Raw genomic sequence first — 26,990 nt, 5'->3', positions numbered from 1 at the left:
GCGCGCTTCATTCACCCTTTTCAACAGGACAGCGCATATGACCAATCCATTATTGACGCCTTTCTCCCTGCCGCCTTTTTCTGCGATCAAACCAGAGCACGTGGTCCCTGCGGTCACCAAAGCGCTGGAGGATTGCCGGGCCGCGGTGGAAAGCGCGGTGGCGCATGGCGCGCCGTATAGCTGGGAAAATCTTTGCCAGCCGCTGGCGGAAGTGGACGATGTGCTGGGACGCATCTTCTCGCCTGTCAGCCATCTAAATTCGGTTAAAAACAGCCCTGAACTGCGTGAGGCCTACGAACAGACGCTGCCGCTGCTCTCCGAGTACAGCACCTGGGTCGGCCAGCATGAAGGCCTGTATAAAGCCTACCGCGACCTGCGCGATGGTGATAACTACGCCACGCTGAATACCGCGCAGAAAAAAGCGGTTGATAACGCGCTGCGCGATTTTGAATTATCCGGGATTGGCCTGCCGCCGGAGGCGCAGAAACGCTACGGTGAAATCGCCGCGCGCCTCTCTGAGCTGGGCAACCAGTACAGCAACAACGTCCTCGACGCCACCATGGGCTGGAACAAGCTGGTGACCGATGTCGCCGATCTGGCCGGCATGCCGGAAAGCGCGCTGGCCGCCGCTCAGGCTCAGGCGCAGGCCAAAGAGCAGGAAGGGTATCTGCTGACCCTGGATATTCCGAGCTATCTGCCGGTGATGACCTACTGCGATAACCAGGCGCTGCGCGAAGAGATGTATCGCGCCTATTCCACCCGCGCTTCCGATCAGGGCCCGAACGCCGGGAAATGGGATAACAGCCCGGTGATGGCGGAGATCCTCGCCCTGCGTCACGAGCTGGCGCAGCTGTTGGGCTTTGACAGCTATGCGTTTAAATCCCTCGCCACCAAAATGGCGAAGGATCCGCAGCAGGTGCTCGACTTTCTCACCGACCTGGCAAAACGCGCCCGTCCGCAGGGCGAAAAAGAGCTGGCCCAGCTGCGCGCCTTCGCCAAAGCCGAGTTTGGCGTCGATGAGCTGCAGCCGTGGGACATTGCCTACTACAGCGAAAAACAGAAGCAGCACCTCTACAGCATCAGCGATGAGCAGCTGCGCCCCTATTTCCCGGAAAACAAAGCCGTTAGCGGCCTGTTTGAAGTGGTTAAGCGCATTTACGGTATTACCGCTAAAGAGCGTACCGATGTCGATGTGTGGCATCCGGAAGTGCGCTTCTTCGAGCTGTATGACGAACATAACGAGCTGCGCGGCAGCTTCTATCTCGACCTGTATGCCCGCGAGCATAAGCGCGGGGGGGCGTGGATGGACGACTGCGTCGGCCAGATGCGTAAACTGGATGGTTCCCTGCAGAAGCCGGTCGCCTACCTGACCTGTAACTTCAACCGCCCGGTCAACGGCAAGCCGGCGCTGTTCACCCATGACGAAGTGATCACCCTGTTCCACGAGTTCGGCCACGGTCTGCACCATATGCTGACCCGCATCGACACCGCCGGGGTTTCCGGCATCAGCGGGGTGCCGTGGGATGCGGTCGAGCTGCCGAGCCAGTTTATGGAGAACTGGTGCTGGGAGCCGGAAGCGCTGGCGTTTATCTCCGGCCATTATGAAACCGGAGAACCGCTGCCGCAGGAGCTGCTGGAGAAAATGCTGGCGGCGAAAAACTACCAGGCGGCGATGTTTATTCTGCGCCAGCTGGAGTTCGGCCTGTTCGATTTCCGCCTGCATGCGGAGTACAAACCGGAGCAGGGGGCGAAAATCCTTGAGACCCTGGCCGAGATTAAAAAGCAGGTCGCCGTGGTGCCGGGGCCGACCTGGGGCCGCTTCCCGCACGCCTTCAGCCACATCTTCGCTGGCGGCTATGCGGCAGGCTACTACAGCTACCTGTGGGCCGACGTGCTGGCGGCAGACGCCTTCTCACGCTTCGAAGAAGAGGGGATTTTCAACCGTGAAACCGGTCAGTCGTTCCTCGACAATATCCTGAGCCGCGGCGGTTCCGAAGAGCCGATGGAGCTGTTCAAACGCTTCCGCGGGCGTGAGCCGCAGCTGGACGCGATGCTGGAGCATTACGGGATCAAAGGCTGATTGCTACGTGAAGATCTGCTTAATTGATGAAACAGGCGCCGGTGACGGCGCCTTATCTGTTTTAGCCGCCCGCTGGGGGTTGGAGCAGGATGACGATAACCCGATGGCGCTGGCGCTGACGACGGAGCATCTGGAGCTACGCAAGCGCGATGAGCCCAAGCTTGGCGGCATCTTCGTCGATTTCGTCGGCGGGGCGATGGCCCACCGGCGCAAGTTTGGCGGCGGCCGCGGCGAAGCGGTGGCTAAAGCGGTGGGTATTAAAGGCGATTACCTGCCGGATGTCGTCGATGCGACGGCCGGGCTGGGACGCGATGCCTTTGTGCTGGCGTCGGTCGGCTGTCGCGTGCGGATGCTGGAGCGTAATCCGGTGGTCGCCGCGCTGCTCGATGATGGCCTGGCGCGCGGCTATGCTGACGCGGAAATCGGCGGCTGGCTGCAGGAGCGGCTGCAGCTGATCCACGCCTCCAGCCTGACGGCGTTAACCGATATCACCCCGCGTCCGCAGGTGGTGTACCTCGATCCGATGTTCCCGCATAAGCAGAAAAGCGCGCTGGTGAAGAAAGAGATGCGCGTCTTTCAGTCGCTGGTGGGGCCGGATTTAGACGCCGATGGTCTGTTGGCGCCAGCGCGTCAGTTGGCGACCAAACGAGTGGTGGTCAAGCGCCCGGATTATGCGCCGCCGCTGGCGGATGTCGCCACGCCTAACGCGGTGGTGACCAAAGGACATCGGTTTGATATTTACGCCGGTACGCCGGCGTAATTTTTCGCCGTTGTGATATCACCCGGATAGCGGGCAAAGCGCCTTATCCGGGCTACCAAATTGTAGCGCGAGCCGGGAACCGCAATATTTAAACAAACGGCGCCAGCGGATCGGCCATCTCAAACGGTTATTCGGCGCTGGCCGGGGTATTAATCATCCGGTTCAGCCACGGCACCATCAGCGCCATTACCACCGTGACGCCCAGCGTCACCAGGCCAATTTTACTGAACACATTGGTGTAGACCGGCAGGGTCTGCAGCGGGTCGGTGATGTTTTCCGGCACCGCGGTAAAGGTCGCCACATAGCCGCCCAGCAGGAAAGCGGCGGCCTGGGTCAGAAACCACATCCCCAGAATAAAGCCCATCAGATGCTGCGGCACCAGCGCGGCAACCATCGCCAGCCCCAGTGCGCTGATTAACAGTTCCCCCAGACTCTGGAACAGATAGACCAGCACAATAAACCACGGCGAGGTTAACCCCTGGGCGTCGGCGAACCACATCCCGGCCGCCGCGGCGGTCAGGAAGCCCAGCGCGCAGAGGAACATCCCGAGGGTAAATTTCACCGGCATGGTCAGGTCTTTACCCTTATGACCGAGATGGGTGTAGATCGCCGCCAGCACCGGGCTGGCGACCACTACCCAGAAGGGATTCAGCGCCTGGAAGCTGACCGGGTTGATGGTAAAGCCAAGGATCTCATGATGGACGTTGTTGATGGCGAAGAAGTTCAGCGAGGTCGGCATCTGGGCATACAGAATGTAAAACAGCACCGCCTCGATCATCAGAATAAAGGCGACGAACATTTTGTTGCGTCCAGTTTTATCGAGGCGAAACGCCTCACGGAAAAAGAACGCAATAACCACGACCGACAGAACAATCAGCACCAGGTTGGCGATCATCACGTTATGCATCAGCCAGGCGCAGAGAAAAATCATTACCACCGTACCGGCCAGCACCAGCGCCAGATTGCGTAGGCTGAGGGGGCGATGATCCGGCTCGGAGCCAATATCTTTCACCATCCCGCGGCAGGCGAAGTAGACCAGCAGCGCGATAATCAGCCCCGCGCCGCACAGGTTATAGGTTACCGCGTAGCCAAATTTTTCGGCGATCACCGGCGCCAGCGACAGCGACAGCAGCGAACCGATGTTTATCGACATATAGAACAGGGTAAATGCCCCGTCGAGACGGGCATCCTTCGGCGGATAGCATTTGGAGAGCAGGCTCGCCGGGTTGGCTTTAAACAAACCGTTGCCGACGGCGATGGTGCCGAGAGCGATAAAGATCAGCTGCGGTTTCAGCAGCGACATCCCGGTCATAAAGTAGCCGATAGCCAGCACAATGGCGCCGAGCACCAGCGTGCGTTTGGTCCCCAGCAAATGGTCGCCCACGTAGCCGCCGATGGAGATCAGCCCGTAAACCAGCGCCGCGAAGGCGCCGAAGGTGATAAAGGCCTGTTCCTGAGAGAAGCCCAGCTGTTTAACAAAGAAAACCGCCAGGATCCCCTGAACGCCGTAATAGCCAAAACGTTCCCAGAGCTCCACAAAGAAGATCATAAAGAACGGACGAGGTTGCTGCAGCAAGCCCGTAGGTGCAGTTGTATTCATATTCCTTCGCCTTGTATTACTTTCCCAAAAAGTATGAACGCGTATGCCAGAACGCGCCGAAAATGTCTGATAACTCGCCATGCTGCGGTTATTGGCTTATGGAATAGATTATTATATAGATATTTCGCCGAATAACTGGTTGATCACACTAATTGAATGGCGATTTTATGGATTGAAGTTCTGCCGCATGGCGAGGAAAAGCGAAAATAAAAAACGCCCGCATCGGCGGGCGTATTGCGCGGATAAAACGAGACGGTTATTCGTCTTCTTCGTCGCGCAGCGGGACGATCAGCATGTCGACATGAACGGTGTTAATCAGCTGGCGGGCAGAGGACATCAGCTTGCTCCAGAAGTCCTGATGATGGCCGCAGACCACCAGGTCCATATCGTATTTTTTAATCGCATCGACCAGCACCTGGCCAAGGTCGCCGCTGCCGCTCAGGGTCTCGGTGATGGGATAGCCTGCGTTGGTCGAGAGCTCGGTCAGCGCGTGATGGGTCTCTTCGGAGATGCGTTTTTGCATGTCGCCGAGGTTAACGTCAATCAGCCCGGTGTAGAGGTCGGAGTAATTCACATCCACATGGATCAGGGAGACTTTCGCGTTATACGGGCGGGCCATAGAAACGGCTTTTTCAACCAGTACTTTACTCTCCGGGGACAGGTCTACTGCAATCAGAATATGTTTGTAAGCCATAGTGTTACTCCTTCCATAAGTTTGTCGATGACCATTGGACCTGACAGCTGGCGCTGCCGTTTCGCCCGCGTCCTGCGTGCTACATTCGCGGGAGGGTAGCCTTTAAGGACTTCATTGTAGAAGATATTTCCTACCTTATAGCGCCCCCCGCACTCCGTCAATGCACTGGGTTCACCTAAAAGTTAAACAAATTTATCCGTCTTACGTATTGATAACGAATAACCTTGTGGTAAAAAAATTAATGGATCTCCTACACTATTTAATGAGCCGGTCGGAAAAATAAATGTGATCGGAATCGCACTCTTTACGGTATCGTCGTGGGTTATTTGGGGAGCGGTAGCCGCGGAGGTTTTCTCCGTAGGCGGGTCGCCGGGGAGGAGGTATGATCAGCACTATTGCGCTGTTTTGGGCCCTGTGTGTCGTTTGTGTGGTGAATATGGCACGCTACTTCTCATCGTTGCGTGCATTATTGGTGGTGCTACGTGGTTGCGATCCCTTGCTCTATCAGTATGTTGATGGCGGCGGCTTTTTTACCTCGCACGGGCAGCCCAGCAAACAGATGCGGCTGGTGTGGTATATCTATGCCCAGCGCTACCGTGACCATCACGATGATGAATTTATTCGTCGCTGCGAACGTGTTCGTCGCCAGTTTATCCTGACCAGCGCCCTGTGCGGCCTGGTGGTGGTGAGCCTGATTGCGCTGATGATCTGGCACTAACGTTTCAGAATAAAAAAACGGGCCAGCAAGCTGGCCCGTTTTGAACGAATAACGCTTAAATCAGTTTCAGGGAGAGCCAGTAAAGGACGCCTGAAAGGATAATCGCTGCCGGCAGGGTCAGCACCCAGGCCATCAGAATGCTGGTCACCGTCTTTTTCTGCAGACCACCGCCATCCACCAGCATCGTCCCCGCTACCGAGGAGGAGAGTACGTGGGTGGTGGAAACCGGCATCCCGGTGTAGCTCGCCAGACCGATAGAAACCGCTGCGGTCATCTGAGCCGACATCCCCTGAGCGTAGGTCATGCCTTTCTTACCAATCTTCTCACCGATGGTGGTCGCCACGCGGCGCCAGCCGATCATGGTGCCGATACCCAGCGCCAGCGCGACAGCCATGATAATCCAGATTGGCGCGTACTCGATGGTGCTCAGCATATCGGTTTTCAGTTTCTTCAGCAGACGCTGGTCGTCAGCGCTCACATCCGGCAGCTTCGCCACCTTGTCGGTGGTGTCGGAGATGCAGAGCATGATGCGACGCAGCTGGCCGCGCTGTTCCGGTTTTAGCGACTCGTAGTTCTCAACGCCGGTCAGCATGGTTTTGACGCGGTCAAGGGCGTTGATGGTGTTCGCCGGATGGCAGTGGAACTCGCCATTGGCCGCGGTATTGGTATCCGGAGAAGGCACCAGCTGATCGACGCCGGTGGCTTTTTTCAGCAGTTCAGGACGCTGCTGGAAGAAGGTTTCCACGTTGTTGACCGCATCGCGGGTACGGGTGATTTCGTAACCAGAGGCATTCATATTCACCACGAAACCCGCCGGCGCGACGCCGATCAGCACCAGCATCACCAGGCCAATGCCTTTCTGCCCATCGTTAGCACCGTGAGAGAACGACACGCCAATAGCAGACAGGATCAGCGCGATACGGGTCCAGAACGGCGGCTTTTTCTTACCGTCTTTCTTTTCACGCTCTGCGGGCGTCAGGTGGATACGCGCGCGTTTTTTGGTTCCGCTCCAGTAGCGACGCAGCAGGAAAATCAGGCCGCCCGCGATCACCAGACCGACGATCGGCGAGATGATAAGCGAAGCAAAAATACCGATGACTTTCGGGATATTCAGCGCATCAACCACGGAAGTACCGGTCATCAGCGCATTGGTTAAACCAATGCCGATGATGGCGCCAATCAGGGTATGAGAACTGGAAGCTGGAAGACCGAAGTACCAGGTGCCGAGGTTCCAGATGATCGCCGCCAGCAGCATAGAGAACACCATGGCGAGGCCATGTGCGGAACCCATGTTAAGCAGCAGATCGGTCGGCAGCATATGCACGATGGCATAGGCTACGCTGAGACCGCCCAGCAGAACGCCGAAGAAGTTGAAGAGCGCCGCCATCGCCACAGCGAGCTGTGAGCGCATTGCGCGAGTGTAGATAACCGTAGCCACCGCGTTTGCGGTATCATGGAAACCGTTAATCGCTTCGTAAAACAGTACAAAAGCTAAAGCAAGCAATAATAATAGTCCGGTATGTAAATCCAGACCGGCAAATAAATGTAGCATAGGACGTTACGCCATTTTGAGGACATGAACGCGGCGCATTATCAGTGACTTTAGCGGCGCGGGCAAAGTGAAATATAGACTTTTTTTGATTTTCTTCCTGTTTAGGTTTTACCCTGTTGGGAGTAATCCTATATCTTTCAATGATGTATCTAATGCGGGATTTTTCCCGCTGGTGTGACCAGAGTGAAATATTTACAAAACCCGACAATTGGGGAACGAGGAACGCGGTGTGGAAAGGTTTGATGCCATTGTCGTTGGCGCCGGAGCGGCGGGAATGTTTTGCGCAGCGCAGGCGGGCCAGCTTGGCTGCCGCGTCCTGCTGCTGGATAACGGCAAAAAGCCGGGGCGAAAAATTCTGATGTCCGGCGGCGGCCGCTGCAACTTTACCAACATGTATGTTGAACCGGCGGCCTATTTGAGCCAAAACCCGCATTTTTGCAAATCTGCCCTGGCGCGCTACACCCAGTGGGACTTTATCGAGCTGGTCGGTAAATACGGCATCGCCTGGCATGAGAAGACCCTCGGCCAGCTGTTTTGCGATGATTCGGCGGAGCAGATCGTCAATCTGCTGCTCGCGGAATGTGAAAAGGGCGGCGTGCAGATCCGTCTGCGCAGCGAAATCCTCAGCGTGGAGCGCGATGAACAAGGCTACCGGCTACAGGTGAACGGCGAAACGCTGGTGACCAAAAAGCTGGTGATCGCCTCCGGCGGTCTGTCGATGCCGGGGCTCGGCGCCTCGCCGTTTGGCTATAAAGTCGCCGAGCAGTTCGGCCTGAAGGTGCTGCCGACCCGCGCGGGGCTGGTGCCGTTTACCCTCCACAAGCCATTGCTTGAGCAGCTGCAGGTCCTCTCCGGCGTGTCGGTGCCGTCGACCATTACCGCCGAGAACGGCACTCTGTTTCGCGAAAATCTGCTGTTCACCCACCGCGGCCTTTCCGGACCGGCGGTGCTGCAAATTTCCAGCTACTGGCAGCCCGGCGAGTTCGTCACCGTTAATCTGCTACCGGACTGCGATCTTGATGACTTCCTTAACGAGCAGCGCAGCGCGCATCCCAACCAGAGCCTGAAGAACACCCTGGCGATGCAGCTGCCGAAGCGGCTGGTGGAGTGTCTGCAGCAGCTGGGGCAGATACCTGATGTGACGCTCAAGCAACTGAACGTTCGCGATCAGCAGACGCTGGTGGAGACGTTAACCGCCTGGCGCGTGCAGCCGAACGGCACCGAAGGCTACCGGACGGCGGAGGTGACCCTCGGCGGCGTGGACACCAACGAACTCTCGTCGCGTACTATGGAGGCGCGTAAGGCGCCGGGTCTCTACTTTATCGGCGAAGTGATGGACGTTACCGGCTGGCTCGGGGGGTATAACTTCCAGTGGGCGTGGTCAAGCGCCTGGGCCTGCGCGCAGGCGCTGGTGGAAGGGTAATCTACGCGTCCGGGCGCCCTGGTGCCCGGACGTATATGATCAGTTCAACCCAAGAAAATACTGGGCGATTTTGAAATAGATAATCAGCCCGGTGCCATCAATCAGCGTGGCGATAAACGGCGCGGAAACTACCGCCGGGTCAATGCCGATCCGCTTAAGCACCATCGGAATGACCGAGGAGACAATCGCGCTCCACAGGGTAATGCACACCAGCGTCAGGCTGACGATGAGCGTGATTTCCATGCCAATCCCCATCATCCAGGCGCGCAGGCAGCCCGCCAGGCCCAGGGTCAGGGCAATCAGAAACGAGGTCGATACCTCTTTGCGGATCACCCGCCCCATATCGCGCAGTCGCACTTCCCCCAGCGCCATCGAGCGCACCAGCGTCGAGGTGATCTGCGTTCCGCTGTTGCCGCCGGTGCCGATGAGCAGCGGAATAAAGAAGGCCAGCGCGATGGCCGATTCCAGGGCTTCTTCGAAATGCTGCAGTACGCTGCTGGTGTAGGCTTCGGCCACGAACAGCAGCAGCAGCCACACCGAGCGTTTTTTCCACAGCGTCCAGGGGCTGATCTCGAGGTACGGTTTTTCCAGCGGCAGCGTTGCCCCCTGCAGCTGAGCATCTTCGGTGACGTCATCCTCCAGCAGATGGGCGATCTCCTTCTCCATCAGGCAGCCGACCAGCTCGCCTTTATCGACGACGGGGACCAGGTCGAGGCCGCGCTCGCTGAGCTCGGCAATCACCTGCTGGCGCTCATCGTCAGGTTTGACGCGAAACAGGCAGCTGTCCATCAGGTGGCGGATAGACTGGTTGATATCCGTTTCCTGGAGTAGCTTTTTGACCGACAGGCTGCCACGCAGCTTCTTGCCGGCGACGACAAACACCTGCCCGGGAATATCATCGCTGGCCAGCTGGGAGATAAAGTGTTCGCGCGCCTCATGAACGCTGAGATGTTCCTGCAGCGTAATAAAATCGGTACGCATGTACTGGACGATCGCATCGCCGTCGAAGCCAGAGGTCGCCTGATGGGCGGCGCAGAGTTGAATGGAAGACATGTTTAAAAATCCCTATAAAAAATCACTCATAGGGGCGAACAAGACAGGGTTAGCGCAGGCAGATCCCTACGTCCTGGTTTTAGCACTGCATAACGTATCTGAACGGTCATGACCGCCAGAAGTTACCTTGGCAACACCTTGATTCGATGGAAGCCTGTATTTCCCTGAGTGGTCTCTCTCGATACCAACAGGGCGGTAACTTGTATTTATGCAGGAGCCTCGCCATAACGAGATCGTTAAATGAGGCGCCATTATTGGCGAAGCGGGATAATTCACAAAGCGTATAATTTATATGGTTTATCAACTGTTGATAAACCACCCAAGAATTTTCAAATAATTAATCATCCGCTAAACACTGCAAATGCCCATGGCGCACGCCGCGCTGGGCAATCACGTCGTCGGCAAAATGCTGTACCTCGGCCATATCACCTTTCAGCACCGCAATCTCCAGGCAGTCGTCATGACTGATATGTACATGCAGCGTGGCGACGGAGAGATCGTGATGATGATGCTGGGTGGCCACCAGCCGGCTCGCCAGTTCGCGTTTCTCATGTTCATACACGTACGACAGGACGGCATACCCGCGCCGTGATTCCGGCGACGGAGGATCCTGGTTGAGGGCGTCGCGCAGAATATCGCGTACCGCCTCCGAACGGTTGTGGTAGCCGCGGCGGGCGCTTAGCGCATCGAGGGCGGCCAGCAGGTCATCATCAAGGGTCAGGGTTACGCGCTGCATGGCATGGCCTCGTTAAGCAGAGTGGCAGGAAAAGGGGGGAGCACCGCCTGCTGGAGCGCCTGTCCGGCAGGGGAACGCAGGCGTAGCGGTAGACTAACCGTTGCGGTTTCGACGATGCGCCCGTGCTCCATCACCAGCACTCGCTGGCAAAAGCGCTCCACCAGCCGCAGGTCATGGGTGATGAACAGGCAGGCGGTGTCAAACTGCGCCTGCAGACGCTTCAGCAGGGCGATAATCTCCGCCTGCAGCAGCAGATCGAGATTTGAAACCGCTTCATCAAGGATCAACAGCTGCGGCCGTACCGCCAGGGCGCGTGCCAGGCAGACGCGCTGCAGCTGTCCGCCGCTGAGCTGCGCCGGGCGCTTATCGAGCAGCGACGGCGCGAGGTCGACGGCCAGCAGCATCTCTTCCACCCGCCGCGCACGCGCCTCACGCGACAAGCACAACAGATGGCGCAGCGGCTCGCTGACGATCTCGCGCACCGTTTTGCGCGGATTCACCGCGCTGAAGGCATCCTGAAATACCAGCTGAATATCACGGCGGAAGGCGCCGATGGCCTCGCCCTTCAGGGCAGTCAGCGGCGTGCCGCGCCAGGCAATATCACCGTGCTGCGGCGTTTCCAGACCCACCAGCATCCGCGCCAGGGTGCTTTTCCCACAGCCGCTGCGTCCGAGCAGGGCCACCGTTTCGCCGGGGGCGATGGCGAGATGGATCGCATGCAGGACCCTGCCGTGGTGAGGATAATCGTGACTCACCCCGGTAGCGCTGAGTAAATTCATGGTGTTTTCTCCAGACCGTATAACGCCAGATGCGCGGCCAGCAGGCGCTGGCTGAGCGGGTGCCGCGGGGCGCTAAATAGCGTATTCACATCGCAGTGTTCAACGAGGCGACCGTTCTCCATCACCGTTACGTGATGCGCCAGCCGCGCCACGACGCCCATGTCATGCGTCACCAGCAGCAGTCCCAGACCGCGCCTGGCGACAATATCCGCCAGCAGGTCGAGGATGCGCGCCTGGGCGATGGCATCGAGATCGGTCGTCGGCTCGTCGGCGATGATAAAGGGCGCGCGGCTGAGCAGGGCGAGAGCGACCATCATCCGTTGCAGCATGCCCCCGCTCATTTCAAAAGGGTAGCGCTTCAGTAGCGCCCGCGGATTGTCCAGACCGACCTCCTCCATCGCTGCCAGCAGCACGGCGTCATTCGTTTCACGACCCGCTGCCCGGCAGGTTTCCCGGGCGTGCGCGGCCATGGTCTGCAGCGGGTTAAAGGCGCTACGCGGGTTCTGCATGATGGTGGCGATGGTCGCCCCGCGCAGCTGTTCGCCGTGCACCGGAATGCCGTCGAGAAGCACCCGGCCGGCGGTTTGCCTGACGCCGGGCGGCAGCAGGCCCAGCGCGGCGGCGCAGGTCAGCGATTTTCCGCAACCACTGCTGCCGAGCAGCGCCAGCACCTGGCCGCGGCGCAGGGTGAAGGAGACGTCGCTGACCAGCGGTCGGTCAGCGGCAAGCGAGATCTGTTCCAGTTGGATCTTCTGCGGCATCAGTGGCTATGCTCCGCGATCAGGTGGGGATCGAGACGATCGCGCAGCGCGTCGCCCAGCAGGTTAAAAGCCATCACGCTGATGAACAGCGCCAGCCCCGGCCAGACCATTTGCAGCGGCTGGGTCCAGATATACTGCCGGGCGTCGTTGATCATCACCCCCCATTCCGCCGTCGGCGCGCTGACGCCGAGACCGAGGAACGACATGCCGGCTACGTGAAGCATCATATGGCCGATATCCAGCGAGGCGAGCACCAGCAGCGAGGGGATCACCGCGCCGGCCAGATGGTCGCTGAACAGCCGCCACTGGCTGGCGCCGCTCAGACGGGCGGCGAGGATAAATTCGCGCTGGCGCAGGGAAACCACCAGGTTACGCACCATTCTGGCGTACCAGGCCCAGTGCGACAGCGCAATGGCGAGGATCACATTGGTCAGCCCGGTACCCAGCACTCCCACCATAAAGAACGATAGGATCGAGGTCGGAAAAGTCATAAACAGTTCGGCGATGCGCATCAGGCCGCGGTCGGCGCGGCCGCCCAGCAGTCCGGCGCAGCCGCCGACCGCCAGGCCGATCAGCAGCACCAGCAGCAGACAAGCCATCACCGCCCCCAGCGAAACGCGGGTGGCGGCCAGCAGGCGTGAGAAAATATCCCGGCCGAGATGATCGGTGCCGAGCCAGTGCGCTGCGCCCGGCGGTAGCAGCCGCTGCTGAAGGTCAATCGCCGCTGGATCCCAGGGCAGCCACCAGCCGCTGCCGATGGCGATGACCGCCAGCAGCGCGATAACCAGCATGGCCAGTTTTACCGGCCAGCGAAAGCTTTGTAGCCCTCTCATGCGCTCACCTCCTCGTGGCGGCGCAGGCGCGGGTCGAGCGCCGCGTTAAGCACATCTACCGCCAGATTAGCCAGCACGAACACCGTCACCATCATCAGGGTAAAGCACTGGATCACCGGGTAATCGCGATTGAAAATGGCGGAAACTGCGTAGCGGCCGACCCCGGGCCAGGCAAAGATATTTTCGATAATCATGGTGCCGCCGATCAGCTCGCCAATGTGCATGCCCATGGCGGTCACCACCGGCAGGGTGGCATTGCGCAGGATATGTCGGCGCTCCACCTGGCGCGCGCTCAATCCGCGCAGCCGCGCCCATATCACGTGACGCTGGCTGGCGGCGTCCAGCATGCTGGCGCGCAGCAGGCGGGCGTTGATCGCCAGCGACATAAAGGCGATGGAGACGGCGGGCAAAATCAGGTGCTGCCAGTCGCCATACCCCATCGCCGGGAGCCACTGCAGATGCACGGAAAAGAGCATCACCAGCAGAAAGGCCAGCCAGAAGTTGGGCATTGAGACGCCGAGGAAGGCAATCAGCCGTACGATATAGTCCGGCAGGCGATCGCGATGGCGCGCCGCCCAGATGCCCAACGGCAGGGAGGTGACGAGGATCAGCGCCAGCGCCGCGCCGGTGAGCAGCAGGGTGGCCGGCAGGAAGTGCAGCAGGTCGTCCAGCACCGGGCGCTGGGTGGCATAGGAGAGACCGAAATCCAGGTGCAGCGCCCGCCATAGCCAGTGCAGATACTGCATTGCCAGCGGCTGGTTGAGCCCCAGCAGCTCGCGGGTCGAGGCAACCATCTCTTCAGTGGGCGGCAGGTTCGACAGGCGTAAATAATCCAGCGCCGGGTCGCCGGCGCCGAGCCGCAGCAGCAGAAAGATGATGGCTGAGGCGGCGAGCAGCAGCGGGATCAGCAGCAGCAGGCGGCGTAAAATATAGCGTAGCATTATGGCGTTACCGGGGTAATCTGGTCGAAAGGGATTTCGCTGGTCACCGGGGCGAACGGGATCTCCCCGACCTCCTGGCGCGCGACCGACATCAGCGAGACATAGCTGATGGGCAGATACACCGCGTCCTGATGCAGACGGGTCAGCACATCATGGTACAGTTTTCTCCGCTGCGCCTCGTCCCCGGTCGTCAGCACTTCACTAATCTCTTTATCAATCAGTGCCTTGTCTGGCAGGCCGCGCTGGGCCTGGTAATCCGCATGCGAAGGGACGCGCATCGAGCTTAAAAAGGCATGCGGATCGTAGGGCGCGCCCCAGGTGCGATTGAAGATCATGCCGAAGCGGCCTTCGCGCTGGCGCGCGTAAATGCTGCTTTCCTCCTCGCCCACCAGGGTGACCTGCACGCCGACCTGCCGCAGATTGGCCTGAATAATTTCGGCCATCGATTTAGCCAGCGCGTCGGTGCCAATAAACGCCAGCTCAATCGCCAACGGTTGCCCGGCTTTTTGTCGCCAGGGCTGGCCCTCCAGCTGCTGCCAGCCGGCCTGTTCCAGCAGGGCGCGGGCTTTTGTCGGGTCGTAACGGCGCGGCGTCAGATTCTGCGGGGCGTAAGGGACGGAGGGGGCAAACAGGGTGTCGGCAACCTGCTGGGTGCCATACAACACGCTATCGACAAGGGTCTGTTTATCGACGGCGTAGTTGAGCGCCTCACGAACCGCCTGCTCGCGGGTCGGGCCCTGGCTGGCGTTTAGCGCCAGCATTACCGTCTCCGCCGGGGCGGACAGGCGCGCCACGTAGCCGGGGTGATGGCGAAAGCGTTCGAAGGTGTCCAGCGGCAGCAGCCCTTCATCGCCGTAGAGCATATCGATTTCCCCGGTTTCGAACGCCACCGCCCGGCTGGTGGCGTCAGGGATCACCTTGATGGTGATTTGCTGTAGCGCGGGTTTGCGACCCCAGTAGCGCTCATTGCGCACCAGCACATCGCGCTGATTGAGCTGCGAGCTTGCCAGCCGCCACGGGCCGGTGCCGATCGGGGCTTTAATGCCCCTGGCGGTGCCGCCATCGATAAACTGCGAGGGGGCGATGAAGCGGAACGGGCGGGGCAGGGCCAGCTCTTGCAGTAAGGGGGCGTAGGCGCTTTTCAGGGTGATCTGCAGCTCGGTGGCGCTGAGGGCCCGCACGTCGGTTATTTGGTTGGCGAGCTCAAGCCAAGCGTGGCGTTGGCGGTTGGCCAGCACCGCCTGAAAATTGGCCGCCGCGGCCTGGGCATTAAACGGTTCGCCGTTGGAGAAGGCCACATCGTCGCGCAGGGTGAACCACCAGGTTTTGCCGTCGGCGGAGTGACGCCAGCGGGTTGCCAGCCAGGGCTGTACGCTGCCGTCAGCCTGATACTTCACCAGCGGTTCATAGACCATGCTTTGGGCAAACATCTGGTTGGGCGTATAGAGATGGGGATTCAGCGGGCCGACGTTAACCGGCCAGGCGGTGGTGAGCTGGTACGGCGCGGCCTGAGCCAGCAGAGGGACGCAGGCGAGCAGCACCAGCAGGGTGAGGCGGATAATAGACAAGACGGCAATCTCAACGACAGGAAAGTATGACGATTTTAGTGATTCATCATACTTTGGGAGTAACCTGGATCAATATTGCGCCGGAAAGTATAAGAAAATCGTATCATTACGCCCAGGCGACCAGCGCCGCCTTACCCCTCAGGGCGTCCGGAACAACGCCAGCAGCGTGGCCACCTGTTCGTCGATCGGCGCCAGGTCCCGCTTGACGATCAGGTGCAGCGGCGTCGCGCGGCGCGCACCATGGCTGAGGGGCAACCGCTTCAGCACGCCCTGATCGAGATGGGGGCGAATGCGCTCCTCCGGCAGCCAGCCGAAGCCGACCTGATACATCACCGCATCAATGGCGGCATCAATGGTGGAGAAGGTCCAGGCGTCTCGCGGCGCCTGGCCATCGCCGCCCTGATCGGCAATGCGCACCAGCGGCCACGGCGCCAGCGCGCTATCCTCCAGCGGTCCGTCCAGCGCGGCGAGAGGGTGGTCGCGGTGGGCGACGGCGATGAAATCAATATTCATCAGCCACTCCCCGCGGCCGGTAATATCCTGGCGGCGGGTCAACACCATCACATCGGCTTCCGTCCGCGCCGCGCTCTCGTCATCCAGGTTTTCCAGCACTTCGGTGAGCCTGACCTGGGTCTGCGGATAGCGCTGCTGAAACTGGCGTAAAATCGCGAACAGCCGCTGGCGCGGGAAAATACTGTCGACCACCAGATCCAGGCGGGTCCGCGCCCCGTTGCGCAGAGTGGCGGCGTGCGTCTCGACGTAGGCGAAGGCCTGCAGCAGCGGCTTGACCTGATTCAGCAGTAGTTCGCCAGCCGGCGTCAGCACCGCCCGCCGGCCGGACGGCGCCAGCAGCGCCACGCCTAAGCGCTCCTGCAGCAGCGCGAGGTTATAGCTTACCGATGACTGACTGCGATTGGTCTCCTCCGCCGCTCTGGCAAAGCTCCCCAATTCCACTACCTTTTCGAGTAACGCCCAATGCTCCAGGGTTGTCTTGTGCATAATCAATCTAAAATTTGAATGTATTTAATCCAAACATAGCGTTATTCATTCATTTTTTAAAGACGTATGCTGTCCTCAACAAAACAGAGGAGAATAAATGATGAGCACTTTCGACAAACATGACCTCAGCGGCTTTATCGGTAAACATCTGGTCTATACCTACGACAACGGCTGGAACTACGAGATTTACGTCAAAAATGGCCACACCCTCGACTACCGTATTCACAGCGGCATCGTCGGCAATCGCTGGGTGAAAGATCAGGAAGCGTACATTGTGCGGGTGGGGGAAAGTATCTACAAAATCTCCTGGACCGAACCGACCGGCACCGACGTCAGCCTGATCGTCAACCTGGGCGACAAACTATTCCACGGCACTATTTTCTTCCCGCGCTGGATCATGAATAACCCGGAAAAAACCATCTGCTTCCAGAACGACCATATTCCGCTGATGAATTCGTATCGCGATGCCGGCCCGGCCTACCCGACGGAAGTGATTGACGAGTTCGCCACTATCACCTTCATTCGCGACTGTGGCGCGGATAATGACGAGGTCATTAATTGCCCGGCGAGCGAATTGCCTGCGGATTTTCCTGCAAATTTGTAATTCAGCAGAAATAACTTTGTGATCTGCGCTAACTTTTTGTCATTAAGCGTGACAATGACAGAATAATAAATTGTGAACTGGTTTAGTTCTCGTTTAATTTCAACTATTGCGTTCCTGTTCTCTTTTTCGTGACAGGAACGCATCTCCGTCAAATTTCTGCCATAAAAAACTCCTACCATACTGTTTATTAAGAATTTATTTCTTATTCCGAAGAAATATTAATTTCTTAATATTATCCTAAGCAAGGTCGACTACATTAATAGTGGTCGAGATACCCTGAAATGGAATGCCGTGTTGAACTCACTTCATTTTAATTTCGTTTAAGTCCGCAGGCGCAGGATATTTTATTCTAACGACCCAGATTCGTGCGTGGGTCATCTACAAAACAGGATGATGATGAGCGATTTTTTGCCTTTTTCGCGCCCGTCGATGGGCGACGCAGAGCTGGCTGCGCTGCGTGAAGTTTTAGCGTCGGGCTGGATCACCACCGGGCCGAAGAATCAGGCACTTGAAGCGGCATTCTGCCAGCTGACCGGCAACCGTCATGCGATTGCCGTCAGTTCAGCGACCGGCGGGATGCATGTGACCCTGATGGCGCTGGGTATTGGCCCCGGCGATGAAGTCATTACGCCGTCCCAGACCTGGGTCTCCACTCTCAATATGATCTGCCTGCTGGGCGCCACGCCGGTGATGATCGATGTCGATAACGACAATCTGATGATTACCCCTGACGCGGTGGAAGCGGCGATCACTTCGCGTACCAAAGCGATAATTCCCGTGCACTACGCGGGCGCGCCAGCCGACATCGACGCCATTCGCGCGGTGGGCGAGCGCCATGGCATTTCGGTGATCGAAGACGCCGCCCATGCGGCCGGTACCCATTATAAAGGCCGCCACGTGGGCTGGCAGGGGACCGCCATTTTCTCGTTCCACGCGATCAAAAACATGACCTGCGCCGAAGGCGGGCTGATTGTCACCGACGACGACGAGCTGGCCTCCCGCATCCGTAGCCTGAAATTCCATGGCCTGGGCGTGGACGCTTATGATCGCCAGACCCACGGCCGCGCGCCGCAGGCGGAGGTGATCACCCCGGGCTTCAAGTACAACCTTGCCGATATCAACGCCGCTCTGGCGCTGGTCCAGCTGGAAAAACTGAGCCACGCCAATCAGCGCCGGACCGAGATTGCCCAGCGCTACCTGCGCGAGCTGGCGGACACGCCGTTTAAACCGCTGAGCGTCCCGACCTGGGATCACCAGCACGCCTGGCATCTGTTTATCATCCGCGTCGATGAGGCCGCGTGCGGCATCAGCCGCGACGCGCTGATGGAAAAGCTGAAGGCGATGGGCATCGGCACCGGCCTGCACTTCCGTGCGGCCCATACGCAAAAATATTACCGCGAGCGCTTCCCTGAGGTTTCCCTGCCGAATACCGAATGGAACAGCGCCCGCATCTGCTCTCTCCCGTTGTTCCCGGATATGACCGATGACGATGTCACTCGCGTTATCTCCGCACTGCGCCAGTTGTCAGGACGTTGATATGCTTACTTACCCTCCCGTGAAGAAGGTCTCGGTGGTTATCCCGGTTTATAACGAACAGGATAGCCTGCCGGAACTGCTTCGTCGTACGGATGCCGCCTGCGCCACCCTGGGGCGGCAATATGAAATTCTGTTGATCGACGATGGCAGCAGCGACGATTCCGCGCGCATGCTCACCGAAGCCGCCGAGGCGGAAGGCAGCCACGTCGTCGCCGTGCTGTTAAACCGTAACTACGGCCAGCACTCGGCGATCATGGCCGGCTTCAGCCATGTAACCGGCGATCTGATTATTACCCTCGACGCCGACCTGCAAAACCCGCCGGAGGAGATCCCGCGGCTGGTGGCGAAGGCTGATGAAGGTTACGACGTGGTGGGCACCGTCCGCCAGAACCGTCAGGACAGCATCTTCCGTAAAACCGCGTCGAAGATGATCAACCGCCTGATCCAGCGCACCACCGGCAAAGCGATGGGCGACTACGGCTGCATGCTGCGCGCTTACCGCCGCCATATCATCGACGCCATGCTCAACTGCCATGAGCGCAGCACCTTTATCCCGATCCTGGCGAATACCTTCGCCCGGCGCGCGGTGGAGATCCCGGTGATGCACGCCGAGCGCGAATTCGGCGACTCCAAATACAGCTTTATGCGCCTGATCAACCTGATGTACGACCTGGTGACCTGTCTGACCACCACGCCGCTGCGTCTGCTCAGCATTTTCGGCAGCGTGATTGCCCTGCTGGGCTTCGCCTTCGGCCTGCTGCTGGTGGTGCTGCGCCTGGCCTTCGGCCCACAGTGGGCGGCGGAAGGGGTGTTTATGCTCTTCGCCGTGCTGTTCATGTTCATCGGCGCCCAGTTTGTCGGTATGGGCCTGCTCGGGGAGTATATCGGCCGCATCTATAACGACGTGCGCGCCCGCCCCCGCTACTTTATTCAACGTGTTGTTCGCCAGCCGGAAACGGCATCTAAAGAGGAAGATCGTTCATGAAAGCCGTAGTCTTCGCTTATCACGATATGGGCTGCACCGGTATCCAGTCCCTGCTGGACGCCGGGTATGATATCGCTGCTATTTTCACCCACCCGGATAACCCTGGCGAAAACCATTTCTTTGGCTCCGTGGCGCGCCTTGCCGCCGAGCAGGGTATTCCGGTGTGGGCGCCGGAAGACGTGAACCATCCGCTGTGGATTGAGCGTATCCGCGAGATGAAGCCGGACGTGCTGTTCTCCTTCTACTATCGCAACCTGCTGGGCGATGAGATCCTCAATCTGGCGCCGAAAGGGGCGTTCAACCTGCACGGTTCGCTGCTGCCAAAATATCGCGGCCGCGCGCCGCTGAACTGGGTGCTGGTCAATGGCGAAAGCGAAACCGGCGTCACCCTGCACCGGATGGTGAACCGCGCAGACGCTGGCGATATCGTCGCCCAGCAGGCCGTGGCGATTGGCGCGGATGACACTGCCCTGACGCTGCATCGTAAGCTGTGCGCCGCCGCCACTGAGCTGCTGAGCCGGGCGCTGCCGGCGATCCTCGCCGACACCACCGATGAGCGTCCGCAGGATCACAGCCAGGCAACCTATGTGGGGCGTCGTACCCCGGAAGATGGCCGGCTGGACTGGGAGCTGCCGGCGCAGACCCTGCACAATCTGGTGCGTGCGGTCTCGGATCCGTGGCCGGGCGCCTTCGGCTACGCCGGAGCGAACAAGTTTATCGTCTGGAAATCCCGCGTTCGCCACGATTTGCCAGCAGCTAAACCGGGCACCGTGCTCTCCATTGCTCCGCTGATCGTCGCGTGCCAGGACGGGGCGCTGGAGATTGTCACCGGCCAGACCGAACGCGGCGTGTACATGCAGGGCGCTCAGCTGGCGCAGGCGCTGGGCCTGGTGTCCGGGGCGGTGATCAGCAGCAAACCGGTGGTGGCGATTAAGCGTCGCACCCGGGTGCTGATCCTCGGCGTCAACGGCTTTATCGGTAACCACCTGACCGAGCGCCTGCTGCAGGACGACAACTATGAGATTTACGGTCTGGATATCGGCTCCGACGCCATCAGCCGTTTTCTCGACTGTCCGCGTTTCCACTTTGTGGAAGGCGATATCAGCATTCACTCCGAGTGGATCGAGTATCACATTAAGAAATGCGACGTGGTGCTGCCGCTGGTGGCCATCGCCACGCCTATCGAATACACCCGCAACCCGCTGCGCGTGTTCGAGCTGGATTTCGAAGAGAACCTGAAAATCATCCGCGACTGCGTAAAATACAATAAGCGCATTATCTTCCCGTCGACCTCGGAAGTGTACGGCATGTGCACCGACAAAAATTTCGACGAAGATAGCTCCAACCTGGTGGTGGGGCCGATCAACAAACAGCGCTGGATCTACTCGGTCTCCAAGCAGCTGCTGGATCGTGTGATCTGGGCCTATGGCGATAAGAATGGCCTCAAGTTCACCCTGTTCCGTCCGTTCAACTGGATGGGGCCGCGGCTGGATAACCTTAATGCCGCGCGTATCGGTAGCTCCCGCGCCATCACTCAGCTGATCCTCAACCTGGTGGAAGGGTCGCCGATCAAGCTTATCGAAGGCGGCAAGCAGAAGCGCTGCTTCACCGACATCAGCGACGGTATCGAAGCGCTGTTCCGCATCATCGAGAACAAAGACGGCCGCTGCGACGGGCAGATCATTAACATCGGCAACCCGGATAACGAAGCGAGTATCAAAGAGCTGGCCGAAATGCTGCTCGCCTGCTTCGAACGTCATCCGCTGCGCGATCGCTTCCCGCCGTTCGCCGGCTTCCGTGAAGTTGAAAGCAGCGATTACTACGGAAAGGGCTACCAGGACGTTGAGCATCGTAAGCCGAGCATCCGCAACGCCAAACGCTGCCTGAACTGGGAGCCGAAGGTGGAGATGGAAGAAACGGTCGAACACACGCTGGACTTCTTCCTGCGCACGGTTGAACTGGTGGACGATAAAAATCCATGAAACAGGTCGGCTTACGCATAGATGTCGATACCTTTCGCGGCACGCGGGACGGCGTTCCGCGGCTGCTGGAGCTGCTGGGCCGGCATGGGATCCAGGCAAGCTTCTTCTTCAGCGTCGGGCCGGACAATATGGGGCGCCATCTGTGGCGCCTGGTAAAACCGAAGTTTCTGTGGAAGATGCTGCGTTCCAGAGCCGCCTCGCTGTACGGCTGGGATATTCTGCTGGCCGGCACCGCCTGGCCGGGGCGCCGCATCGGCGCAGGGAACGAAGCGGTGATCCGCGCCGCCGCCGAATCTCATGAAGTCGGCCTGCACGCCTGGGACCACTACAGCTGGCAGGCGTGGAGCGGCGTCTGGCCGCAGGAACGGCTGGCGCTGGAGGTTGAGCGCGGCCTGCTGGAGCTCGAGCGCATCATCGGCCGGCCGGTGACCTGCTCGGCCGTCGCCGGCTGGCGCGCCGATCAGCGGGTGGTTAAAGCCAAAGAATCCTTCGATTTTCTCTACAACAGCGACTGTCGCGGCACGCGGCCGTTTCTGCCCCAGCTCGGCAGCGGCGTCTCTGGTACCGTGCAGATCCCGGTCACGTTGCCGACCTGGGACGAGGCGGTGGGCACGGCGGTGGATATCGCCGGCTTTAACCGCTACCTGCTGGACTGCATCCATCGCGATGCGGGCGTGCCGGTCTATACCATTCACGCTGAAGTGGAAGGCATTGCCTACGCCGATCAGTTCAATGAACTACTGACCATGGCGGCGGAAGAAGAAATTCAGTTTTGCCCACTGAGCCAGCTGCTGCCCGCTGACTTTAGCGAGCTGCCCTCAGGCAAAGTGGTTCGTGGTGAACTGGCTGGCCGGGAAGGCTGGCTCGGACGTGAACAATTACTGACTTCGGGTATTTGATGAAAAGCATTCGCTATGGCGTCTCTCTGATTGCGCTGTTTGCGCTGTATTATCTGCTGCCGCTCAATTTCCGTTTGCTCTGGCAACCCGACGAAACCCGCTACGCGGAGATCAGCCGTGAAATGCTGGCCACCGGCGACTGGGTGGTACCGCATTTTCTCGGCCTGCGCTACTTCGAAAAACCGATTGCCGGTTACTGGATCAACAGTATTGGTCAGTGGCTGTTTGGCCATAATAACTTCGGCGTACGCTTCGGGTCGGTCTTCGCTATCACCATGACCGCCCTGCTGGTGGCCTGGCTGGCGTGGCGGATCTTTCGTGATAAGCGGGTAGCTATCCTGTCGCCGATTATCTTCCTCACCGCGATGCTGGTGTATGCGATTGGCACCTATGCGGTGCTGGACCCGATGATCACCCTGTGGCTGGCGCTGGCGATGTGCAGCTTCTGGGGCGCGGCGCAGGCGCACAGCCGCAGCGGCAAAATACTGAGCTACGTGCTGCTGGGCGTCGCCTGCGGGATGGGGGTGATGACCAAAGGCTTCCTGGCGCTGGCGGTGCCGGTGGTGGGCGTTCTGCCGTGGGTGATCGCCCGTAAACGCTGGCGTGAAGTGCTGACCTACGGCTGGCTGGCGGTAATCGTCTGTACGCTGGTGGTGCTGCCCTGGGGGCTGGCTATCGCTCAGCGCGAGCCGGACTTCTGGCGCTACTTCTTCTGGGTCGAGCATATTCAGCGTTTTGCTGAAAAAGACGCCCAGCACAAAGCGCCGTTCTGGTACTACATCCCGTTCCTGATCGCCGGCAGTCTGCCGTGGCTGGCCCTGCTGCCGGGGGCGCTAAAGCGCGGCTGGCTTGAGCGCGATGAGGCCCGCGGCGCGCTGTATCTGTTAGGTTGGGTGGCGATGCCGTTCCTGTTCTTCAGTATCGCCAAAGGCAAACTGCCGACCTATATTCTGCCGTGCTTTGCGCCGCTGTCGATCCTGATGGCCCGCTACGCGCTGGAGGCCGCAAAGACCGGCGCGAAAGCGTTGCGCATCAACGGTATGATCAACCTGGGCGTTGGTTTGCTGGGGCTTATCGCCGTGCTGGTGGTCTCGCCGTGGGGCTTCATGCATAAGCCGGTGTGGACCAAGATTGAGCTGTATAAATGTCTGCTGGCGGCGATCGCTTTTGCCGTCTGGGCGCTGATGGGCTGGCTGGCGATGAAAGACTCTGGCCGCCGCTGGAGCCTCGCCGCGCTCTGTCCGCTCGGCCTGGCGCTGCTGGTGGGCTTCGCCATCCCGGACCGGGTTATCGACAGCAAACAGCCGCAGTTCCTTGTGGAGATCGTCAGCGAATCCCTGCAGCCCAGCCGTTACGTCCTGACCAACAACGTTGGGATCGCCGGCGGCCTGGCCTGGGAGCTGAAGCGAAGCGATATTATTATGTTCGACAAACAGGGTGAGCTGAAGTACGGTCTCGACTGGCCGGATGCTCAGGGAAGCTTTGTCAGCCAGGCCGGTTTTGCCGACTGGCTGGCCGCGCATCGTCAGCAGGGGCCGGTCTCGCTGGTGCTGTTGATGGATAAAGGAGAGAGTATGCTCGACTTACCGTTACCGAAACCGGATAACGCCTACGAGCTGGGCCGGGTCGTTTTCCTTCAGTACCTGCCGCAATGAGCGTCTGGATCTGTCTGGTGTGCGCCAGCCTGCTGAGCTGCGCCGGACAGCTCTGCCAGAAACAGGCGACCCGCCCGTCCCGTCGCGGACGGCGGAGTCGTCATATACTCTTCTGGTTGGGGATGGCGCTGTTATGTCTGGGCTGCGGCATGCTGCTGTGGCTGAGCGTCCTGCAGTCTATTCCGGTCAGCATCGCCTATCCGATGCTGAGTCTGAATTTCGTCTGGGTTACCCTCGCGGGCTGGGGCATCTGGCATGAGCCGGTCGCCCGTCGCCACTGGCTTGGCGTCGGGTTGATCGTCGTGGGCATTGTCATTCTGGGGACCAGCGTCTGATGGGCTTTTTCTGGGCATTACTCAGCGTCGGCCTCGTCAGCGCCGCGCAGTTGCTGCTGCGCAGCGCCATGGTGGCCTTGCCGCCGCTGACCGATATTGTGGCATTTCTCCAGCATCTGCTGCATTTCCAGCCCGGGACTTTCGGCCTGTTTTTCGGCCTGCTGGGCTACCTGCTGTCGATGGTCTGCTGGTACTTTGCCCTCCATCGCCTGCCGCTGTCGAAAGCGTATGCGCTACTGAGCCTGAGCTATATCCTCGTGTGGGCCGCCGCCATCTGGCTGCCCGGCTGGCATGAGCCGTTCTACTGGCAATCGCTGCTGGGCGTGGCGATCATCGTCGCCGGCGTATTGACCATCTTCTGGCCGGTGAAACGCCGCTAGCCGGGGAGCCGGCTTTTGGGACGGCCCGGGCCGAGCAGGATCGCCAGCTTGCTGCCTCCGACGGTGGTTTCCATCCAGATTTTACAGACGCTGGTTAACGGCACCGAGAGCAGCATTCCCACCGGCCCCAGCAGCCAGCCCCAGACCAACAACGACAGGAACACCACCAGGGTCGACATCCCCAGCCGGTGGCCCATCATGCGCGGCTCCACCATGTTGCCCAGCACCATATGCACCACCAGAAACAGCGCCCCTACCAACAGGCACTCATAGATGCCGCTGAACAGCAGCGCCTGCAGCATGGGGGGGATAGCGGAGATGGCGGAGCCAATGTTCGGCACATAGTTCAGCAAAAACGCCAGCACCCCCCACATCAGGGCGAACTGTACCCCCATCGCCAGCAGCCCCAGCCAGACAATCAGCCCGGTCCACAGGCTAATCAGCGTCTTCAGCGCCAGATAATGGGTGACGCCTTTCAGCGCCCGGTGCAATCCGGCGATATGCAGGCGCGGGTTATTGAGGGCAAAACGCAGTTTGTAGGGCAGGTGGCGAACCTCAAACAGCATAAAGATCACCGTCATCACCAGCAGCACGATGCTGGCCATCGCCCCGGAAAGCTGGGTCATCAGCGTCGTGGCCCAGGTCATCAGCCGTTCTGAATCCATGCGCCGCAGCATCCGCTCCGGATTGATATGCAGATTAAGGAAGGGGAGATACTCCTGGAGCTGGAGGATCTTGCGCGTCAGGGCGCGGTTGAAATCGGGCAGCATGGCGACAAAGTCATTGAGCGACGCCGCCAGCACGCCGAGCAGCGCGGTGAGCATCACCAGCATCGCCGTCACCACCAGGGTAATGGCGAACGGACGCCGCACCCCGCGGCGAATGAACCAGGTGACCAGCGGGTTGAGAACAATAGCGAAAAACAGCGCCAGCAGCAGCTGCACCAGGATATCGGCGGCGGCGTGGATCCCGGCGAGGATAATCACCAGCGCCGCCAGCTTAAGTAAAATATGAAGCCCGGCTTTATCAGCCTGCGGAGGGGACATAGGTATTCCTTTTATGAGTCGCGCCAGATAAGTGTAGCGGTTCGCCGACTGCCAATATTCCGAAAGGAGGGCTGCTTTTCCGCCGACAGCGTGGTAATAGTGAAAGCTGGTTGTCGAAATCTGGTGGAACCTGATGCCCGAACCCGTCGCCGAACCGGCGCTTAATGGACTGCGCCTCAATCTGCGGATTGTCTCTGTCGTTATCTTTAACTTTGCCAGCTACCTCACCATCGGCCTGCCGCTGGCGGTGCTGCCCGGCTATGTGCATGATGTCATGGGCTTTAGCGCTTTCTGGGCCGGGCTGGTGATTAGCCTGCAATATTTCGCCACGCTGCTCAGCCGCCCGCATGCCGGGCGCTATGCCGACCTGCTGGGGCCCAAAAAGATTGTCGTCTTCGGCCTCGGCGGCTGCTTTTTGAGCGGTTTGAGCTATCTGCTGGCCGCCTGGGGCAGCGGCTGGCCACTGATTAGCCTGCTGCTGTTATGCCTCGGACGGGTGATCCTTGGTATCGGCCAGAGCTTCGCCGGCACAGGCTCGACGCTGTGGGGCTTCGGCGTGGTCGGTTCGCTGCATATCGGGCGGGTGATCTCGTGGAACGGGATTGTGACCTATGGGGCGATGGCGATGGGCGCGCCGCTCGGCGTGCTGTGCTATTCGCACATTGGCCTCAGCGGTCTGGCCGGGGTCATTATGGCGGTAGCGCTGGTGGCTATCCTCTGCGCGCTGCCCCGCGCGGCGGTGAAGGCTGCCAAAGGCAAAGCGATGTCGTTTCGCGCGGTGCTCGGCCGGGTCTGGCCCTACGGCATGGCGCTGGCGTTGGCCTCCGCCGGCTTTGGGGTGATCGCCACCTTTATCACGCTATTTTATGACGCCAAAGGTTGGGACGGCGCGGCTTTCGCGCTGACATTATTCAGCTGCGCGTTCGTTGGCGCGCGGCTGCTGTTTCCCAACGCCATTAACCGACTCGGCGGGCTGAACGTGGCGATGCTCTGCTTTAGCGTGGAGGCGATCGGCCTGCTGCTGGTCGGCTTTGCCGATACGCCGATGATGGCGAAAATCGGTACTTTCCT

At 59.6% G+C, this 26,990-nt stretch carries 25 protein-coding genes and 1 riboswitch; of the genes, 13 read left to right on the top strand and 12 right to left on the bottom strand.

Features of this window, described 5'->3' with window-relative positions; translation table 11 throughout:
- Positions 1-37: 37 nt before the first annotated feature.
- Together prlC and rsmJ are read left to right on the top strand one after the other, a co-directional pair.
- Positions 38-2,080: an oligopeptidase A gene (gene prlC, locus HMPREF1024_RS11850; RefSeq protein WP_004173955.1), complete on the top strand. Its 2,043-nt coding sequence runs from the start codon at positions 38-40 to the stop codon at positions 2,078-2,080.
- Positions 2,081-2,087: 7 nt separating this feature from the next.
- The gene (rsmJ, locus tag HMPREF1024_RS11855; protein WP_004173956.1) at positions 2,088-2,840 is read left to right on the top strand and encodes a 16S rRNA (guanine(1516)-N(2))-methyltransferase RsmJ; all 753 of its coding nucleotides are present in this window, start codon (positions 2,088-2,090) and stop codon (positions 2,838-2,840) included.
- Positions 2,841-2,967: 127 nt separating this feature from the next.
- Here rsmJ and dtpB read toward each other — a convergent pair whose 3' ends face one another.
- On the bottom strand, positions 2,968-4,440 hold the full coding sequence (dtpB, locus tag HMPREF1024_RS11860; RefSeq protein ID WP_002921264.1) for a dipeptide/tripeptide permease DtpB: 1,473 nt from the start codon (positions 4,438-4,440) through the stop codon (positions 2,968-2,970).
- A 256-nt stretch (positions 4,441-4,696) separates the two neighbouring features.
- A complete protein-coding gene (uspA, locus tag HMPREF1024_RS11865) occupies positions 4,697-5,134 on the bottom strand; it encodes a universal stress protein UspA (RefSeq protein ID WP_004145166.1) in 438 nt (145 codons plus the stop codon).
- A gap of 382 nt (positions 5,135-5,516) precedes the next feature.
- Here uspA and uspB point away from each other — a divergent pair, with 382 nt between their 5' ends.
- Positions 5,517-5,852 (top strand): universal stress protein UspB, encoded by a 336-nt coding sequence (gene uspB / locus HMPREF1024_RS11870; protein WP_002921203.1) that lies wholly within the window; start codon positions 5,517-5,519, stop codon positions 5,850-5,852.
- Positions 5,853-5,907: 55 nt separating this feature from the next.
- On the opposite strand, the gene pitA is transcribed toward uspB, so the two are convergent.
- The gene (pitA, locus tag HMPREF1024_RS11875) at positions 5,908-7,404 is read right to left on the bottom strand and encodes an inorganic phosphate transporter PitA (protein ID WP_002921200.1); all 1,497 of its coding nucleotides are present in this window, start codon (positions 7,402-7,404) and stop codon (positions 5,908-5,910) included.
- 229 nt (positions 7,405-7,633) lie between these two features.
- On the opposite strand from pitA, the gene HMPREF1024_RS11880 reads away from it, so the two are divergent.
- Positions 7,634-8,827 (top strand): NAD(P)/FAD-dependent oxidoreductase, encoded by a 1,194-nt coding sequence (locus HMPREF1024_RS11880; protein ID WP_004150109.1) that lies wholly within the window; start codon positions 7,634-7,636, stop codon positions 8,825-8,827.
- Between the two features lie 39 nt (positions 8,828-8,866).
- Here the strand turns inward: HMPREF1024_RS11880 and HMPREF1024_RS11885 are convergent, their stop codons facing one another.
- The 8 genes from HMPREF1024_RS11885 to HMPREF1024_RS11920 form a co-directional block, all read right to left on the bottom strand.
- Positions 8,867-9,880, bottom strand: coding sequence for a magnesium transporter (locus HMPREF1024_RS11885; protein WP_002921192.1), 1,014 nt, complete (start codon positions 9,878-9,880; stop codon positions 8,867-8,869).
- A gap of 57 nt (positions 9,881-9,937) precedes the next feature.
- Positions 9,938-10,119, bottom strand: a riboswitch (M-box (ykoK) riboswitch).
- 98 nt (positions 10,120-10,217) lie between these two features.
- Positions 10,218-10,616, bottom strand: coding sequence for a nickel-responsive transcriptional regulator NikR (gene nikR / locus HMPREF1024_RS11890; RefSeq protein ID WP_002921188.1), 399 nt, complete (start codon positions 10,614-10,616; stop codon positions 10,218-10,220).
- Positions 10,604-11,395 carry a nickel import ATP-binding protein NikE gene (gene nikE / locus HMPREF1024_RS11895; protein ID WP_009308750.1) on the bottom strand — a complete coding sequence of 264 codons (792 nt, stop codon included), beginning with the start codon at positions 11,393-11,395 and terminating at the stop codon, positions 10,604-10,606. Before nikE ends, nikR begins: the two co-directional genes overlap by 13 nt.
- Positions 11,392-12,156, bottom strand: coding sequence for a nickel import ATP-binding protein NikD (locus HMPREF1024_RS11900; protein WP_004173959.1), 765 nt, complete (start codon positions 12,154-12,156; stop codon positions 11,392-11,394). The genes nikE and HMPREF1024_RS11900 overlap by 4 nt, the downstream gene beginning before the upstream one ends.
- Positions 12,156-12,989 carry a nickel ABC transporter permease subunit NikC gene (nikC, locus tag HMPREF1024_RS11905; RefSeq protein ID WP_004151422.1) on the bottom strand — a complete coding sequence of 278 codons (834 nt, stop codon included), beginning with the start codon at positions 12,987-12,989 and terminating at the stop codon, positions 12,156-12,158. Before nikC ends, HMPREF1024_RS11900 begins: the two co-directional genes overlap by 1 nt.
- Positions 12,986-13,930, bottom strand: coding sequence for a nickel ABC transporter permease subunit NikB (gene nikB / locus HMPREF1024_RS11910; RefSeq protein WP_002921105.1), 945 nt, complete (start codon positions 13,928-13,930; stop codon positions 12,986-12,988). The genes nikC and nikB overlap by 4 nt, the downstream gene beginning before the upstream one ends.
- Positions 13,930-15,498 carry a nickel ABC transporter substrate-binding protein gene (gene nikA / locus HMPREF1024_RS11915; RefSeq protein WP_009308749.1) on the bottom strand — a complete coding sequence of 523 codons (1,569 nt, stop codon included), beginning with the start codon at positions 15,496-15,498 and terminating at the stop codon, positions 13,930-13,932. The genes nikB and nikA overlap by 1 nt, the downstream gene beginning before the upstream one ends.
- A gap of 138 nt (positions 15,499-15,636) precedes the next feature.
- A complete protein-coding gene (locus tag HMPREF1024_RS11920) occupies positions 15,637-16,497 on the bottom strand; it encodes a LysR family transcriptional regulator (protein ID WP_009308748.1) in 861 nt (286 codons plus the stop codon).
- A 97-nt stretch (positions 16,498-16,594) separates the two neighbouring features.
- On the opposite strand from HMPREF1024_RS11920, the gene HMPREF1024_RS11925 reads away from it, so the two are divergent.
- From HMPREF1024_RS11925 to arnF, 8 genes are all read left to right on the top strand, one after another.
- Positions 16,595-17,101, top strand: coding sequence for a phenolic acid decarboxylase (locus HMPREF1024_RS11925; protein ID WP_004181483.1), 507 nt, complete (start codon positions 16,595-16,597; stop codon positions 17,099-17,101).
- Between the two features lie 396 nt (positions 17,102-17,497).
- Positions 17,498-18,637: a UDP-4-amino-4-deoxy-L-arabinose aminotransferase gene (gene arnB, locus HMPREF1024_RS11930; protein ID WP_004889389.1), complete on the top strand. Its 1,140-nt coding sequence runs from the start codon at positions 17,498-17,500 to the stop codon at positions 18,635-18,637.
- A 1-nt stretch (position 18,638) separates the two neighbouring features.
- On the top strand, positions 18,639-19,622 hold the full coding sequence (gene arnC, locus HMPREF1024_RS11935) for an undecaprenyl-phosphate 4-deoxy-4-formamido-L-arabinose transferase (RefSeq protein ID WP_002921035.1): 984 nt from the start codon (positions 18,639-18,641) through the stop codon (positions 19,620-19,622).
- On the top strand, positions 19,619-21,604 hold the full coding sequence (gene arnA, locus HMPREF1024_RS11940) for a bifunctional UDP-4-amino-4-deoxy-L-arabinose formyltransferase/UDP-glucuronic acid oxidase ArnA (protein WP_009308747.1): 1,986 nt from the start codon (positions 19,619-19,621) through the stop codon (positions 21,602-21,604). Before arnC ends, arnA begins: the two co-directional genes overlap by 4 nt.
- On the top strand, positions 21,601-22,503 hold the full coding sequence (gene arnD, locus HMPREF1024_RS11945) for a 4-deoxy-4-formamido-L-arabinose-phosphoundecaprenol deformylase (RefSeq protein ID WP_009308746.1): 903 nt from the start codon (positions 21,601-21,603) through the stop codon (positions 22,501-22,503). The genes arnA and arnD overlap by 4 nt, the downstream gene beginning before the upstream one ends.
- On the top strand, positions 22,503-24,158 hold the full coding sequence (arnT, locus tag HMPREF1024_RS11950) for a lipid IV(A) 4-amino-4-deoxy-L-arabinosyltransferase (protein ID WP_004173979.1): 1,656 nt from the start codon (positions 22,503-22,505) through the stop codon (positions 24,156-24,158). The genes arnD and arnT overlap by 1 nt, the downstream gene beginning before the upstream one ends.
- Complete coding sequence (arnE, locus tag HMPREF1024_RS11955; RefSeq protein ID WP_002920864.1) at positions 24,155-24,493, top strand: 4-amino-4-deoxy-L-arabinose-phosphoundecaprenol flippase subunit ArnE; 339 nt, start codon at positions 24,155-24,157, stop codon at positions 24,491-24,493. Before arnT ends, arnE begins: the two co-directional genes overlap by 4 nt.
- Positions 24,493-24,873, top strand: coding sequence for a 4-amino-4-deoxy-L-arabinose-phosphoundecaprenol flippase subunit ArnF (arnF, locus tag HMPREF1024_RS11960; RefSeq protein ID WP_002920863.1), 381 nt, complete (start codon positions 24,493-24,495; stop codon positions 24,871-24,873). Before arnE ends, arnF begins: the two co-directional genes overlap by 1 nt.
- On the opposite strand, the gene HMPREF1024_RS11965 is transcribed toward arnF, so the two are convergent.
- Entirely contained in the window at positions 24,870-25,919 is a 1,050-nt protein-coding gene (locus HMPREF1024_RS11965; protein ID WP_004145147.1) for an AI-2E family transporter, read from the bottom strand. The two genes, arnF and HMPREF1024_RS11965, sit on opposite strands and share 4 nt — an antisense overlap.
- Before the next feature lie 133 nt (positions 25,920-26,052).
- Between HMPREF1024_RS11965 and HMPREF1024_RS11970 the strand changes: the two genes are divergently transcribed.
- Positions 26,053-26,990 (top strand): MFS transporter (locus HMPREF1024_RS11970; protein ID WP_009308745.1); only part of this gene is annotated, 938 nt, incomplete at its 3' end.

The organism is Klebsiella sp. 4_1_44FAA (assembly GCF_000238715.1).
Classification (GTDB): Bacteria; Pseudomonadota; Gammaproteobacteria; order Enterobacterales; family Enterobacteriaceae; genus Klebsiella; species Klebsiella pneumoniae.
This window is presented reverse-complemented; position numbering and strand designations above follow the sequence as displayed.